The following is a 14,282-nucleotide window of genomic DNA, read 5'->3' on the forward strand; positions in this document are numbered from 1 at the left end:
AGCGCCTGGGCAAAGCCTGGCAGAGCCTGATTGCGGGCACCTTCCCGATGGACATCCGCGCCAGCCACGCTGAGGTGCTGGCCAGGGCCCTGGAAATCGGCCAGGAAGCCGAACGACGCCGTGAGGAACGTCTGGTGGAGGAGATCAAGACCCTGGCGGCGAAGGGGGGCGCCGCCGTCGTGGGGCTGGACGAAACCCTGGGCGCGGTGCATGAGAAGCGGGTCCGCGTCTTGGTCTATGAAGAGGGATACCGTGAGCCGGGCTACTTCTGTACCGGGTGTGGCTTCCTAACGGTGCAGACTCTGGAGGTCTGCCCGTTTTGCGAAAGCGCCTATGAGACGGTGCCTGACGCGGTGGAACTGGCCGTGCGACGCACCATGGAAGAGGGCGGCGATGTGGAGGCCATCCCCCGCGATTTGAGTGACATCGGACATATTGGGGCGTTGTTGCGCTATTGACCGCGTCCGTAGCCGGGGCTGGGGGCAAGCCCTCCAGCCCCGGCGCAGGGGCGACTTTGATGGGCTCAGGGAGGCGAAAAAGAAAAACGCAGCCCATCCTTGGGCTGCGCGCATCAGTCGGTTGGGGCCGGGTGAAGGCGCCTTTACTTTTCGGAGGATGACTTGGCCTCGGTCTTGGCTTCCGTTCCGTTGGCGGTCGAGGAGGTCTTGCGGCCCTGTCCGGAAGGGGAACGATGGTCCGTGGCGTAGAAGCCGGAGCCTTTGAACACAATGCCCACGGGTTTGTATACCCGGCGCAAGGCTTCTGCCCCGCACTCCGGACACACTGTCAGATACGGACCTTGAAAACTTTGCCGATGGTCGAATTCAACGCCACAACTCTCGCAACGATAAGTGTAGACCGGCATAGGCCACCTCTTCCCAAAAGGAGTTCACAGACCGCTAACCCAAAGCGAGGAGCATTATACTCCTGGCCTGGAGAAGAAGCAAGGTTTTGAGAGCGTAGAGGGCGGGCCCAGCCGGTTGGGAAAATCGAGAAGGCCGGCGGGAAAATGCGCTATAATCAAACCATGAAACGCTTCGTGGGGCTACTGGTTGTCGGGTTGGTGGCAGCTGTTCTTCTGGGGGGTGTCTTGCGGGTGCAGGCGCAGGGTGAAGGCCCTTCCGGTGAGGGGGAACGGTACTTCGAGCAAACGGGCCATTCTGTGAGCGGCCCTTTCCTGCGCCGTTTCGAGGCCACGCCTGACGCGGTGCTTCTTTTCGGTTACCCGATCACCGAGGCCTTCCGGCAGCCGGATGGCTCTTATTGGCAGTATTTCCAAAAAGCGGTCATGCGCTGGGCCCCGGACGCTTTCGAGGTGGCCCTGCTTCCTTTGGGGGAGATGTTCTATCGGTTAGATCGCGCGCGGGCGCAGGAGCCCTCCTTTGCGGCCAGTGGGCCGGGGTGCACCGTGTACAAACCCAACACGCCGGCCGTGTGTTTTGCTTTTCGGGCGGCTTACGAGCGGTTTGGTGGCCCCGATGTGCTGGGCGACCCCGTCTCCCCGTTGGTGGTGGTGGACGGCTGGTTGGTGCAATATTTTACTTTGGCCCGCATGGAATATCACCCTGAAGCCCCGCCCAAATATCAGGTGCAGTTTTCCCCCTTAGGCGAGCGCTGGTTTTACCTCCAGCAGGAGGACCCTGCCCTGCTCCTGCCCCAGCGTGACGCCATTATGCAAAGGTCCCCGTTGCGTTTGCGCGTGCGGGCGTTTGTGGCGGCGCCGGTGCTGCTGGCCGGACAGGAGCAGCACCTCTATGTGACGGTGACCGATGGGATAGGGGAGGCCATCCCTCAGGCCACGGTTTCGCTGGCCTTTGCCCGACCGGACGCAGAGGCGCCTGAAGATGCCTGGAGCCAGAGCAGCGTGACCAGCGAGCAGGGGGTATGTGCCTTGCATTTGGGATGGGAGATGCTGGCCTCGATGGCGAAGGGTCAGCCCTGGATCCGGGTGTATGTCCGCGCCCAAAGGGGAGGGCTCCAACCCGTGGTTGGATCCACCTATGTCGATTTTCGTGTATGGAAGTGGGGGGAACCTTAATCCGGTTCTTCACTCAGCGCCTGAAGCGCTCGACGATAATCCGCAGCCTGGGGGGGATCTAACGCCAGGATGGCTTTGATGGCCCGGATAGCCTTCTGACGGTCGCCGTTGGCCAGAAAGGCTTCGCCGGCGGCGTCCAGAATCTCGACGGCGCGTTCCTTTTCACCCGCGGCGGCGTAGAGACGTCCCAGCGTCAGGCGCAACTCGGGTGCCTCGGGGAAATCGTTGGCAATTTGCTCCACCAGATGCAAAATCTCGGCTTCCTGGAGGTGCTGGCGGGCCAGTTTGAGGGTGTCATCCAGCAAAATCACGGCCTGAGATTTTTGCCCCAGGCGCAGGTGCAACCGGATGACCTGCCAGCGCGATTCTAGGTCCTCGGGGGCCAGGCTGCGGATTTGCTCATAGTAGCGCAAGGCGCGACGCCAGTCCAGGGCTTGCTCGGCCAGGTCGGCTAGACGGCGCAGGATTTGCATCTGCCACGAATTGCCCCCCTGTGGCAGCCGCTGGGAAAGGCGCAGGGCTTCTTCGTAAGTCTGGAAAGCGAGGCGGATTTCGGCCAGACGGTAATAGGTCTCGGCCAGGGCGATGTATTCGGCCAGGGCTTCCTCAATGCGTTCCTGGGCGACCAGGGTGTCGATGAGCGCCAGCCGCATGTCCAGGTCCATCGGGGCCAGGCGCAGGGCCCGACGGAAGTGCTCCACGGCCCGCTCGCCCTCGCCCCGCACAGCGTAGGTGCCACCGACCATGGCGTATTTTTCCACTGCCTGGCTGGTGCGGCCCATCTCTTCCAGCAGGTCACCGATCAGGGTGTGCAAAGGGAGGTAGGTGGGGGCGTGGATGAGCGCCAAATGGGCTTCTTCCATGGCGGCGTGCAGGGAGCGCTGCTCGCGCAGGCGCAAAATCCGCGAGAAAGCCTCGATGACCTGGCCGCTTTCAGCCTGGAAGAGTACCTCGGCCAGGGGCATCGGGGGCGCGCCCGGTGGAGGCGGCGGCAATTGAGCGCGGGCATCCTGCACTTTCTTTTGCCAGTCGGGGGTGCTGAGCAGGTGCTCCACGCTGTCCATGAATTGTTCCAGCCGCGCTTCGTTCTCTTCCTGGGAGAGGGCCTGAGCCACCGGCTCGTAAAGTTGGATCATGGCCTGCCGTTGCTGTTTGTCCTTCAGGGTAGTGGCATCGGCCTGTTGCAGCGCCGCCAGGTATTCCTGAGCCGCTTCGTGGAGCCGATCTTCCTGACGATACAACCGGCCCAGGAGCAGGTGGCTGGCCAGGGCGTAGTCGGGGTGCAAAACGGCCTCTTGAAGGTAGCGCAGGGCCTTTTTGGGGCGTTCCAGGGTGGCGTACAGCCAACCCAGGTCGAAGGCCAGGGCGGGATGGTGGAGGCCGGCCTTATGCACCCGCTCCAGTTCGGCGGCTGCCTGATCATACTTCCCCTGGGTCTGGAAATCGACGCCTTGGCCCAGGAGGAGCAACACCCGGGCGCGGTGGGCTTTGCGCGCGTTCGGGTTGGTGGGCAGTCCCCGCAGGAGGGCTTCGATGCTGGGGCGGCGGGCGGCTGTGGTGTCGGTGTCCTCCTCTTCCACGGTGGCGAAAAGCAGTTCGGCCAGCGCCGTCAGGGCCCGTCGACGCGCTTCGGCAATGGCGTCCTGTGTCGGGGTCACCGGCAGGGTGTCGCTTTCTTCCTGCTGCTCCATCTCGCGGATGCGGGCCATGCGCAGGGGGGCCGTGCCGCCCTTAGGCCGGCGTGGCTTGGGCAAGGGGCGGCCACGCATGAGCAAGGCCCTGGCCTGAAGGGCGTCCGGGTGGTTGGGAATCAGTTTCAGGGCGTGTTCCACCGCCTGCAGGGCCTGCTGGGCTTTGCCTCGGGCCTGCAACAGGGCGGCGAGGGCCAGATGTTCCTGCACCCCATCGTTGAGCCGCTTGGTGCGCTCGTACACCAGGGCCAGGCGGGCGTGGGCCTGGAGATTCTCTGGATCCAAACGAATGACCCGCATCCAGTTTTCGATGGCTTTGTGGATATCGCCCTGGCGGGCGTGGGCTTCGGCGGCCTGAAGAGCCGCCCGGGCGGCGGCCTGAATCTCCCCGCGGCGTTGGTGAATCAGCGCCAGTTTTTCCCATGGAATGGGGTCCTGGGGGTTCTGTTTGGCGGCTTTGGCGTAAACCGAAAGCGCCTCCTGATAACGCCCCATCTCGTAATAGGCCAAAGCCAGGTTGGTAAGGGCCTGGAAGTCATCGGGTTTGTATTCCAGGGCTCGGCGGTAGTATTCGGCAGCGGCCTCCCAGTTCATATCCCAGGCCGCCGAATGGCCCTGGCTCATGGCTTCGCGATAGCGTCGTTCGGTGTCGTTCATGGGGGATACTCCCGCTGGCGCTGATGGTTTCATTTTACCCCAAAACCCTGACCACGGCTGGCGACTTTGGCCTCTCCCCCAGAAAGTTGAGGTGAAAAATGCCCCCGGTGTTCACCGCAGGGGCGATTTAGAGCACCTGTTCAAACGGGGGCGATGAAAGGGCGGCCAGTCGGGCCAGGCCCCAGGCCCATCCTTCGAGATCTTCCTCCAGTGCGCGCAGCAGTGCCCAGGCCTCCCGCATATCCTGAAGCAGGGTCTGGGTATTGCGCAGGGCTCGTCGTCCCTCCTCCAAAACCGCCAGAGGGGCGTCAGAAAGGGCATCTGCCCAGCGTTGCAGGGCCTGCTCATCCAGATAGAGGGCTTCCCAGGGGCTGCTGGCGGGCAAGGGCAGGCCCTGGCTTTCCAGCAGGTGCTTCAGGTCGTGCCAGAGGCTGTGGGCGTCTTGCTCGATCTGGGTTCGGCGCTGGACGATGACTTTCCATATCAGGTGCAGGGCAGGCAAGTTGTGGGGCCCCTCAATAACCAGGCGTTCGACCAGCGCCTGCAGGGGGGCAGGGCTGCGTTGCTCTAAGCACTGTTGCAGCAGGACTTCCGCCTGTTCTGCGAGATAGTGCTGTTCCATGTAGTGGAGGAACCAATCATCTTGTTTCATCTTGGGCTTCCCGCCGACAGGTTTCGCAGGGGCAGATGGCGCGCAGATAGCCCCACTGGTAGATGCCGGCCCGATGGCCGTCTTCCCACACCGGAGAGAACCCATAATTGCCGATGAGGTCCAGGCTGACCAATCGCGTGGCGGGTTTGTCTTCCGGGGGCAGGGAGAAGATGATGGGGTCCGGGCCTTTGCCCATGTTTTCGTGGCCGCCCATGCATTCGGCGCACGGGCAGGCGTGACGCAGCAAGGTGAAGGAGTACACGCTGTGATGACCGTCGTTCCAGTCCACCACCACTTCGCGGCGCTCGCGGTTGACCTGAATGCGGGTCGGATATACCTGGCTCATGGGAAGAATCCCTCCATAGATAAGTTTAGGGGCAAAGCGGGAAAAAGGCAAATCACGGCGGAGGTGTGCCGGGCAGGACGCTCAGGTAGTTGGCCACGGCCCAGCCTGCCCGTTGGGGGTCGTAGGGGGCTACCAGATACCACCAGGTGTAGCCGTCGCCCGGCTGGGGGCCGTCGGCCACCTGGAACACCTCGGCCTCGCGGGCCAGAAAGCGCACCGGGGCGTCCAGCCCGGGTGCCGTGCGCAGGCGTAGCCCATCGCCCCCGGTGCCGCTGACTTGCACGAAGCGGCCGACGGCGATTTCGTCGGGGCTCGGCGCCAACGGCGGGATGGGCGTCGGTGTGCCTTGGGCGGCATCGGCCGGGGTGGGGGAAGATGTTGGCGTCCAGGTGGGCTGGGCGATGACGGTGACTGCAGCGGCGGGCACACCCCCGGGGCCGGGCCAAGGCCATAGCCCCAGGATCAGGCCCAGCACCAGGGCCAGCAGCCCCGCGAGGCCCAGGGCAAGCAGGCCGATGACCACAGAGCGATTCATGAGCGGTGACGGATGCCTCTTCATGGGTGGAGGAAGAAGGCCAGGGCAAAGATGAAATAGACCAGCAACAGTTCGGCGCCTTCCAGCCAGTGGGATTCGCCGTCAAAGGAGACCAGGGAGGTGACCAGAATGGCGACGCCCAGGGCCAGCATTTCGAAACGGTTGAAGGTCAGGATCATGGGGTGCCCGACCCACAGGCTGATGAACACCAGCAAGGGGGCCACGAAAAGGGCGATTTGCAGGCTGGAAGCCACGGCGATTTCCACGCTCAAATCCATCTTGTTCTGCATGGCCACCTGGACGGCCACGAGATGTTCGGCCACATTGCCGATAATGGGGACCAGGATGACGCCCAGGAAGGCTTCGGAGACGCCTAACTGGGCCACCACATGCTCCACCGCGCCCACCAGCAACTCTGAAGCGATCACCACGCCTCCGGTGCTCAGCGTGAGCACCAGGAGCGAGCAGCGGATGGACCACGAAGGCGCTTCGCCCGGTAGGGGGATCGCTTCCGGGGCGATGGGTTGTTGCTGCCAGGTGAAGAGGAGATAAAGCCCATAGAGCAAAAGCATGGCCCCGGCGACGCCCAGGCTGAGCGCCTCGACCTTGAGGCTTTGGGGAGGGCCCAACGGCTCGCTCAAAAAGGTGGGGACGGCCAAAGCCACCACGGCCAGCATGAGCAGCACAGCGTTGGTGCCGGCCTGGCGCTTGTCAAACCGCTGGATCCCGTGGCGCAGTCCGCCCAGGAGCATGGCCGCGCCCAGCACCAGCAGCAGATTGCCGATGATGGAGCCGGTGATGGAGGCCTTGACCAGTTCGATCAGCCCGCGGTTGAGGGCCAGCAGGGCGATGATGAGTTCAGCGGCGTTGCCCAAGGTGGCGTTGAGGAGGGCGCCCCAACGGGGGCCGGTGTGGTGTGCCAGGGCTTCGGTGGCCTTGCCCAGGTAAAGCGCCAGGGGCACTACGGCCAGGGCCGAGCCCGAGAAGACCCAAAGGTCTCCCCACCCCAACCCATAGGCCAGCAGGGCCAGGGGGAGGGCCAGCAGGAGGACACTCAAAGGTTCGCGACGGAGCCAGGTCATCGTTGCACTCTCGAAAGAGGGGTTTGGCGGCGGAAGGCGTCAGGATGTAGGGGCGGTGAAGGCTGGCGCAGCCGCTGGTGGGTGGACGAAGAGGTGGCGGGTGCCCGGGGGCACCAGGAGGCGCAAGGCGTGGGGAAGGACCTCCAGCGTGGTCTCGGGCGCGCAGAGCACCGGCTCGCCGTCGAGTTGGAAAGGCAGATGCCCTTTGCCCATGATGCGCGCTTCGCGAAAGGTCAGGTGCACCGCGCCGGGGATTTCTTCCAGACGGCCCAGCCAGAGCATCCAGGCCGTGCGGGCGATGTCGTTGAAGGAATGGCCGCGAAAGAGCCAGAGGTCCATCTGCCCGTCGTCCAGCCGGGCATGGGGGGCCAACTGAGTCAGCCCCCCGGCAAAGCGCGGGATGTTGGTGGCCACGGCCATGACGAACTCGCCCTCGCTGCGAAACCCTTCCACTTCCACCTGCAGACGCATTCCCGACCAGGTGCTGGCCGTCCAAACCGCATAGGTGGCATATTTGGCAATGCCGAACACTTTTTCCCAGCGACGGCGGGGCTCCACCTTTTGCACCACCACCGCGTCGAGGCCCGTGCCGGCCCAAAGGAGGAAGGGGCGTCCATTACAGCGGCCCATGTCTACCTGATAAACCGGGGCGTTGGCCAGCAGGCGGGCGCTTTCCTCCAGGCCCGTCCAGCGCACCCAGGACATACGGGCCAGGCCCAGGTCCTGGGCGAACACATTGGCCGTGCCCGCGGGGAGGATGCCCAGGGCGGTCTGGGAGCCCATGAGCCCCGCGGCGGCCAGCCCCACGGAGCCATCCCCCCCGGCGACGAACACCGCTTCAATGCCACGCCGGGCCGCGCGCCGGGCCATGCGGGTGATCGTCTCCCCGCTGCGGGTGGGGATCAGACGCACCCGCCAGCCGTGCTCACGGAGCACCGCCGCCGCTCGTTTGACGAAGGGGGTCGGCGGGTAGCGCCCGGCCACTGGATTGAAGATCAGCCACGCCCGTTGCACCGTCACGCTCCTGGGAAAGATGCTCCTATTTTACCCGCAATTTGACGCCGGGGGCGTGCGCTTCTCCTCCAGCGGCGCAGGCGTGGCCTTGCCATGAACGGCCAAATGGAGGATAATAACCCGGGCGTTGGGTCGTGTGCCGTCTTCGTGGTGCGGAAAGGGCCTGCCCAGGAGGGCTGTGATGCGCGTTGGGATTCTCATGCTACACCTGCGTTTGCCAGGATGCCGCTCGTTGAAAGAAAAGCGACGGCGGGTGAAGCCTCTGCTGAATCGTTTGCATAAGGAGTTCAACCTCAGCGTGGCCGAGGTGGATGCGCAGGATGTGTGGCAAACGGCGGTCATCGCCTGCGTCACGGTGAGCAACGACGGGGGGTACGCCCAGCACATGCTGCAAAAGGTAGTGCAGTGGGTCGAGGTTCACTGGCCCGATGTGCAGATCGCCGAGGAGCATGTGACGCTGTGTTGAAAATCGCCCCTGGGTGTGCGGAAAACACGCTCGGGCGAGGGATTCCGTGCTATAATTCGCGCAACTTTCACCATCGGGAAGATTAAGGAGGGCCGAGTGTACAAGACGCATACTTGCGGCGAACTGCGGGCCGAACATGTTGGCCAAGAAGTGACGCTGGCCGGGTGGGTGCATCGTCGGCGCGACCACGGGGGCGTGACCTTTGTGGATTTGCGCGATCGTTTTGGCATTGTGCAGGTGGTCGCCAGCGCCGAAATCGACCCCGAGGCCCATCGCGCCCTGGAAGAGGCCGGGCGTACCGAGTGGGTGTTGCAAATCCGCGGCAACGTGCGTCGTCGCCCTGTCGGTGCCGAAAACCCCAACCTACCCACCGGAGAGATCGAAGTCGAGGCCCATGAGGTGACGGTGCTCAACCCCGCCAAGCCGTTGCCTTTCGTGGTCAACGAAGATAAACCGGTGGACGAGATGGTACGCCTCAAGTACCGTTACCTGGACCTGCGACGGCAACGCATGGCCCATAACCTGATTTTGCGGCATCGGGTGATCAAATTCATCCGCGACTATCTGGACGCTCGCGCCTTCCTGGAGGTGGAAACCCCCATTCTGTTCAAGTCCACGCCCGAAGGAGCGCGGGACTACCTGGTACCTTCCCGGGTGCACCCCGGCCAGTTTTATGCGTTGCCGCAATCGCCTCAGCAACTCAAGCAGTTGCTCATGGTGGCGGGGGTGGAACGGTACTTCCAGATCGCCCGCTGCTTCCGCGACGAAGACTTGCGCGGCGACCGGCAGCCGGAATTCACCCAGCTGGACCTGGAGATGTCCTTTGTGGACCGCCGCGAGGATGTGATGGACATCATCGAGGGCTTGATGATCGAGTTGGTGCGCACGGTGACGCCGGAGAAACGGCTGCTTCAGGTGCCTTTCCCGCGTATCCCCTACCAGGAGGCCCTTGACCGCTTTGGCACCGACCACCCCGACCTGCGCTTTGGCCTAGAGTTGGTGAACCTCACCGACCTGGCCCCCGGCTGCGGCTTTGGCGTTTTCGAGAAGGCCGTGGAACGGGGCGGCCATGTACGCGGGATCAACGCCAAGGGGTTGGGCCACTACTCGCGCAAGCAGATCGACGAGTTGACCGAGTTCGTCAAGCGCTTCGGCGCCAAGGGGCTGGCTTACATCATCGTCACGCCGGAGGGAGAACTTAAGTCGCCCATCGTCAAATTCTTCAAGCCGGAAGTGCTGAGCGAGATTCGTCGTCGCATGGAAGCCGAACCGGGCGACCTGTTGCTCTTCGTCGCCGACGAGCCGGAGATTGTGTACGACACCTTAGGGCGCCTGCGGGTACATCTGGGGGATGTACTGGGCCTGCGCGACCCGGGTGTGCTGGCCTTTGCCTGGATCATCGACTTTCCCTGGGCTTATTGGGACGAGGAAGAGCAGCGCTGGGACCCCAGTCAGCATCCCTTCACCATGCCCATGCCTGAGGACATCCCGCTGCTGGAAACCGACCCTGGCAAGATGCGGGGCTCGCAGTACGACCTGGTGCTCAACAACTACGAGGTAGCCGGCGGCTCCATCCGCGTGCACGACCGGCAGTTGCAAGAGAAACTTTTCGCGCTGATTGGCCTGGATATGGAGACGGCCCGCGAGCGCTTCGGGCACATGCTGGAAGCCTTTGAGTACGGCGCGCCCCCGCACGGCGGCATCGCCGTGGGCCTGGACCGGCTGGTGATGATTCTGGCGGGCGAGGAGAGCATCCGGGAGGTGATCGCCTTCCCCAAGAATCAGGCCGCTCGGGATGTGATGGCCGACGCGCCCTCGCCGGTGGGCCCGGAACAACTCAAGGAGTTGCACATCAAACTGGATCTGGAGGATGGCCCCTTGGGCTCCTGAGCGGACCTTCGGACAGGGCCCTCCCCTGGGGGCGTATCCGGACCCCCTGGGGCGCCCTACCCAATCCCTGAAAATCGTGGTATAAGAAAGAGGCCCTGCCGTGTCCGTGAAGGCGGCAGTTACCGGTTTTGCCCCAACACCAGAAAAAAGGGAGCCGACTCGAGTGAGAGGGAACGCGATAGGCTTCGGCCAAGGCGGGAACTCTCCGGAAGGCTCCCACCTGCGTAAGCAGGAGCAAAACTGGGCAGCCCACGGCACGGCGGGGTTCCGTGGAGGACAACGGCGCGGTCTTATTCCGCGCCGTTGGTGTTAACTGGGGCTGGACGGCCAAAGGAGGCCATCATGAAACGGCGAAACGCCCTCACCGATGTGCCCGGCCTGCGGGTGGGGCACGCGCATGACGCCGAGGCACTCACCGGCTGCACCGTGGTGCTGTGTGAGCAAGGCGCCGTGGCGGGGGTGGACCAGCGCGGCGGCGCGCCGGGCACCCGGGAAACCGACGCCCTGCGGCCCATGCACCTGGTCGAGCGTGTGCACGGCGTGCTGCTGACGGGCGGCTCGGCTTTTGGCCTGGATGCGGCCACTGGGGTGATGCGGTATCTGGAAGATCGGGGCGTGGGGTACGATACCGGCGTGGCCAGGGTGCCCATCGTCCCGGCGGCGGTGATCTTTGATCTGGCCGTGGGGCGGGCCGATGTGCGGCCCGACGCGGCCATGGGCTACGCGGCCTGCCAGGCGGCCAGCGACGGGCCGGTGGCCGAAGGGAATGTGGGCGCGGGCATGGGCGCCACCGTAGGCAAAATTCTGGGCCTGGGTCGGGCGATGAAAAGCGGCCTGGGCACGGCCAGCGTGGACGCTGGCGGCGGCGTGGTGGTGGCCGCGCTGGTGGTGGTCAACCCCTTGGGCGATGTGGTGGACCCGGAAAGCGGCGCCATCCTGGCCGGGGCGCGCAACCCCGACAAGGGGCCGCTGCGCTTCGGCGAAGGCCCTTTCGCCGACACGCTGCGGGTACTGCGCAGCCTGGCCGGGCGCACGGCGCTGCGCTTCGCTGCGCGGGGAAACACGGTGGTGGGGGTGATGGCCACCAACGCCCGCCTCACCAAATCCGAGGCCAACAAAGTGGTGCAGATGGCCCAGGATGGGGTGGCGCGTACCGTTCGCCCGGCGCACACGATGTTCGATGGGGATACCCTCTTTTGCCTGGCCACCGGACAAAAGAAGGCGGATGTGAATATTGTGGGGGCCTTCGCAGCCGAAGCCGTGGCGCAGGCCATCCTGCGGGCGGTGATGCTTGCCGAGGGGGTGGACGGCCTGCCGTCGTTTCGTGATTTACGGACAGAAGGAGGAACGCCGTGAAGTTTCGCCGTGAAAAGGATTCCTTGGGCGAGGTGCAGGTGCCCGCCGAGGCCTTGTACGGTGCCCAAACGCAGCGCGCGGTGGACAACTTCCCCATCAGCGGGCTCCGGTTTCCCCGCCCGTTCCTTTGGGCCTTAGGGCAAATCAAGGCGGCCGCGGCCGAGGTCAACCGGGATCTGGGGCGCTTGGACCCCAAGCGGGCTGCGGCCATCGTTCAGGCCGCTGAGGAGGTGGCCCAGGGGCGCTGGGACGAGCACTTTCCGGTGGATGTATTCCAGACCGGTTCGGGCACCTCGACCAACATGAACGCCAACGAGGTCATCGCCAACCGGGCTACCCAGTTGCTGGGCAGCGTGTTGGGCGAGTGCCGCGTTCACCCCAACGACCATGTGAACATGGGCCAATCGTCTAACGATGTCATCCCTTCGGCCATTCACCTGAGCGCCTACCGTCAGGTGCGTGAGGTGCTGTTGCCTGGCCTGGACGCGCTGGAGGAGGCGCTGCGTTGGCGGGCGCAGGAACTGGACGATGTGGTGAAAACGGGGCGCACCCACCTGATGGACGCCCTGCCAGTGCGCATGAGTCAGGAGATCGGCGGCTGGGCGCACCAGATGGCCGAAGGGCGGCGGCGCATCGAGGCGGTGATGCCTTATCTGGCCGAGTTGGCCCTGGGCGGCACGGCAGTGGGCACGGGTGTGAACGCCCACCCCGAATTCGGGGCCCGGGTGGCGGCCCGCCTGACCGAGCGCACGGGTTACCCTTTGCGCGAGGCGCGCAACCATTTCACCGCCCAGTCTTCGCTGGACACGGTGGCCGAACTCAGCGGCGCGTTACGGGCCACGGCCACGGCGTTGCTCAAAATCGCCAACGATTTGCGCTGGATGAACAGCGGCCCGCTGGCCGGCCTGGGCGAAATCCAGCTCCCGGCCCTGCAGCCGGGCTCCAGCATCATGCCCGGCAAGGTCAACCCGGTGATCCCCGAGGCGGTGATGATGGCCTGCGTCCAGGTGCAGGCCAACGACCTGGCGGTGGCCCTGGCCAATCAGCACGGCAACTTCCAGTTGAATGTCATGTTGCCCGTGGCGGCGTACAATCTGCTGCAAGGTATCACCCTGTTGGGGCGGGCGGCGGCCGTGCTGGCCGAGAAAGCCGTTGCAGGGTTTACCGTCAACCGCGAGCGCCTCGCCGCCCCACTGGCGCGCAACCCGATCCTGGTCACCGCGCTCACCCCGGTCATCGGTTACGAGAAGGCCGCCGCCATCGCCAAACGGGCCTATGCCGAAGGAAGGCCTATCCTGGAGGTCGCCCTGGAGATGACGGATTTGCCGCGGGAGGAGTTGACGCAATTGCTGGACCCCAAACGCCTGACCGGAGCCTAAAAAGGCTATCGAGGACATCCATGAAACGCATCCTGCAAGGCAGCCTGTGGTTCCTGCTGGCCCGCCTTGTGGCTTTGTTGAGTCTCTCCTGGGAGGGACTGGTCGCCCACAACGACCTGTTGTTCTTCTACCGGCTGGCTGCGCTGCCCGGCTGGCCCTTCGTGCATTATTGGGCTGAGTACCCGCCTTTGTTTTCCTGGCTCATCCAGGCGCTCTACCGGTTGATGCCTTCCCAACCGGGCTTTGTATACCTGCTGGCCTTCCTCATCAGCGTCGCCCAAGGGGTCAGTCTGGGACTGCTATGGGCGTTAGCCGAGGAAGGTTTCCCCGACGAAGCCCCACGGCGCGCCCTGGCCTACGGCATGCTCACCACCGTGGGGCTGCTCTATGCCTGGGGCTGCTACGACCCGCTGGTGGTCGCCTTCACCCTGGGAGAGGTGTACCTTTGGCGACGAGAACATCTCTGGGGAGCCGGAACGCTGCTCGGCCTGGGCATCTTGAGCAAATGGTTCCCTGCGCTTGTCTTTCCGGCCTGGTTTCGCCGTCGGGGTAGCGCGGCACTGCGAGCCCTCGTTCCCGCCGTGGGGTTGACCCTGATCGTCTGGGGCCTAGCTTACGCCATGGCGCCCAACATGGCCCTTGCTTCGTTGATGAGCCAGATGAGTAAAGGCTCATGGGAGACGGTATGGGCTCTGATTGACGGGAACCTCCACACAGGGCTGTTCGGCCCGCTTCCCACCCGCTTTGATCCACAACAGGCGACCGTGACTTACGGTAACCCACCACGCCTATCTCCTTGGGTCACGTTGCTGCCCTTTCTCGCTTTAGGATGGTGGGCCTGGCGTCGCATTCGCCCCCAACAGGCCGCGCACGAGATGGCGTTCATTGGTCTGACCAGCGCCCTGTTCTTTCTCTGGGTCCCCGGGTACAGCCCGCAATGGATGCTTTACCTGCTCCCCTGGGTGTTCCTGAGTCTGCCCTGGCCGCGGGCGCTCCTTTTCGGCCTCACACTGACGCTGATCCACCTGATGGAATGGCCTCTGGCCCTTTCCAGAGGCATGTTCACAGCCTTGTGGTGGATCATCCCACTACGTACGTTCCTCATCGCCTTGCTGGGCCTGGCGTTTTGGGAAGCAGCGACGGCAAAGTCCAAAGAAAACTGACAGGGCACCGCTT

At 64.3% G+C, this 14,282-nt stretch carries 14 protein-coding genes and 1 other RNA gene; 8 read left to right on the forward strand and 7 right to left on the reverse strand.

All coding sequences use genetic code 11. The annotated features are described in order from the left end of the window. Positions 1-458, forward strand: a 458-nt coding sequence (locus G4O04_00615) for a hypothetical protein (protein ID HEY57054.1), incomplete at its 5' end; no start/stop codon positions are given. Positions 459-601: 143 nt separating this feature from the next. On the opposite strand, the gene G4O04_00620 is transcribed toward G4O04_00615, so the two are convergent. Next, complete coding sequence (locus tag G4O04_00620; GenBank protein ID HEY57055.1) at positions 602-865, reverse strand: zinc ribbon domain-containing protein; 264 nt, start codon at positions 863-865, stop codon at positions 602-604. A 144-nt stretch (positions 866-1,009) separates the two neighbouring features. Between G4O04_00620 and G4O04_00625 the strand changes: the two genes are divergently transcribed. Continuing rightward, positions 1,010-2,038 (forward strand): hypothetical protein, encoded by a 1,029-nt coding sequence (locus G4O04_00625; protein HEY57056.1) that lies wholly within the window; start codon positions 1,010-1,012, stop codon positions 2,036-2,038. Here G4O04_00625 and G4O04_00630 read toward each other — a convergent pair. From G4O04_00630 to G4O04_00655, 6 genes are all read right to left on the reverse strand, one after another. Next, a complete protein-coding gene (locus G4O04_00630) occupies positions 2,035-4,386 on the reverse strand; it encodes a tetratricopeptide repeat protein (protein ID HEY57057.1) in 2,352 nt (783 codons plus the stop codon). The two genes, G4O04_00625 and G4O04_00630, sit on opposite strands and share 4 nt — an antisense overlap. 127 nt (positions 4,387-4,513) lie before the next feature. Next, the gene (locus tag G4O04_00635) at positions 4,514-5,038 is read right to left on the reverse strand and encodes a hypothetical protein (protein HEY57058.1); all 525 of its coding nucleotides are present in this window, start codon (positions 5,036-5,038) and stop codon (positions 4,514-4,516) included. Beyond that, complete coding sequence (locus G4O04_00640; GenBank protein ID HEY57059.1) at positions 5,025-5,384, reverse strand: DUF971 domain-containing protein; 360 nt, start codon at positions 5,382-5,384, stop codon at positions 5,025-5,027. Before G4O04_00640 ends, G4O04_00635 begins: the two co-directional genes overlap by 14 nt. A gap of 52 nt (positions 5,385-5,436) precedes the next feature. Further along, positions 5,437-5,919, reverse strand: coding sequence for a hypothetical protein (locus G4O04_00645; protein HEY57060.1), 483 nt, complete (start codon positions 5,917-5,919; stop codon positions 5,437-5,439). Positions 5,920-5,939: 20 nt separating this feature from the next. Next, positions 5,940-7,001 (reverse strand): calcium/proton exchanger, encoded by a 1,062-nt coding sequence (gene cax, locus G4O04_00650; GenBank protein ID HEY57061.1) that lies wholly within the window; start codon positions 6,999-7,001, stop codon positions 5,940-5,942. Positions 7,002-7,040: 39 nt separating this feature from the next. Continuing rightward, on the reverse strand, positions 7,041-8,015 hold the full coding sequence (locus G4O04_00655) for a YegS/Rv2252/BmrU family lipid kinase (protein HEY57062.1): 975 nt from the start codon (positions 8,013-8,015) through the stop codon (positions 7,041-7,043). Positions 8,016-8,196: 181 nt separating this feature from the next. On the opposite strand from G4O04_00655, the gene G4O04_00660 reads away from it, so the two are divergent. From G4O04_00660 to G4O04_00685, 6 genes are all read left to right on the forward strand, one after another. Further along, positions 8,197-8,481, forward strand: coding sequence for a DUF503 domain-containing protein (locus G4O04_00660; GenBank protein ID HEY57063.1), 285 nt, complete (start codon positions 8,197-8,199; stop codon positions 8,479-8,481). A gap of 96 nt (positions 8,482-8,577) precedes the next feature. Further along, positions 8,578-10,371, forward strand: coding sequence for an aspartate--tRNA ligase (gene aspS / locus G4O04_00665; GenBank protein ID HEY57064.1), 1,794 nt, complete (start codon positions 8,578-8,580; stop codon positions 10,369-10,371). 89 nt (positions 10,372-10,460) lie between these two features. Further along, positions 10,461-10,641: non-coding RNA, 6S RNA (ssrS, locus tag G4O04_00670), on the forward strand. A 72-nt stretch (positions 10,642-10,713) separates the two neighbouring features. Further along, positions 10,714-11,727, forward strand: coding sequence for a P1 family peptidase (locus G4O04_00675; GenBank protein ID HEY57065.1), 1,014 nt, complete (start codon positions 10,714-10,716; stop codon positions 11,725-11,727). Next, positions 11,724-13,106 (forward strand): class II fumarate hydratase, encoded by a 1,383-nt coding sequence (locus G4O04_00680; protein ID HEY57066.1) that lies wholly within the window; start codon positions 11,724-11,726, stop codon positions 13,104-13,106. The genes G4O04_00675 and G4O04_00680 overlap by 4 nt, the downstream gene beginning before the upstream one ends. 20 nt (positions 13,107-13,126) lie before the next feature. Continuing rightward, positions 13,127-14,269 carry a DUF2029 domain-containing protein gene (locus G4O04_00685; protein HEY57067.1) on the forward strand — a complete coding sequence of 381 codons (1,143 nt, stop codon included), beginning with the start codon at positions 13,127-13,129 and terminating at the stop codon, positions 14,267-14,269. Positions 14,270-14,282: the final 13 nt, after the last annotated feature.

The sequence above is a fragment of the Anaerolineae bacterium genome, from assembly GCA_011176535.1.
In the GTDB taxonomy this organism is placed as follows: Bacteria; Chloroflexota; Anaerolineae; order Anaerolineales; family DRMV01; genus DUEP01.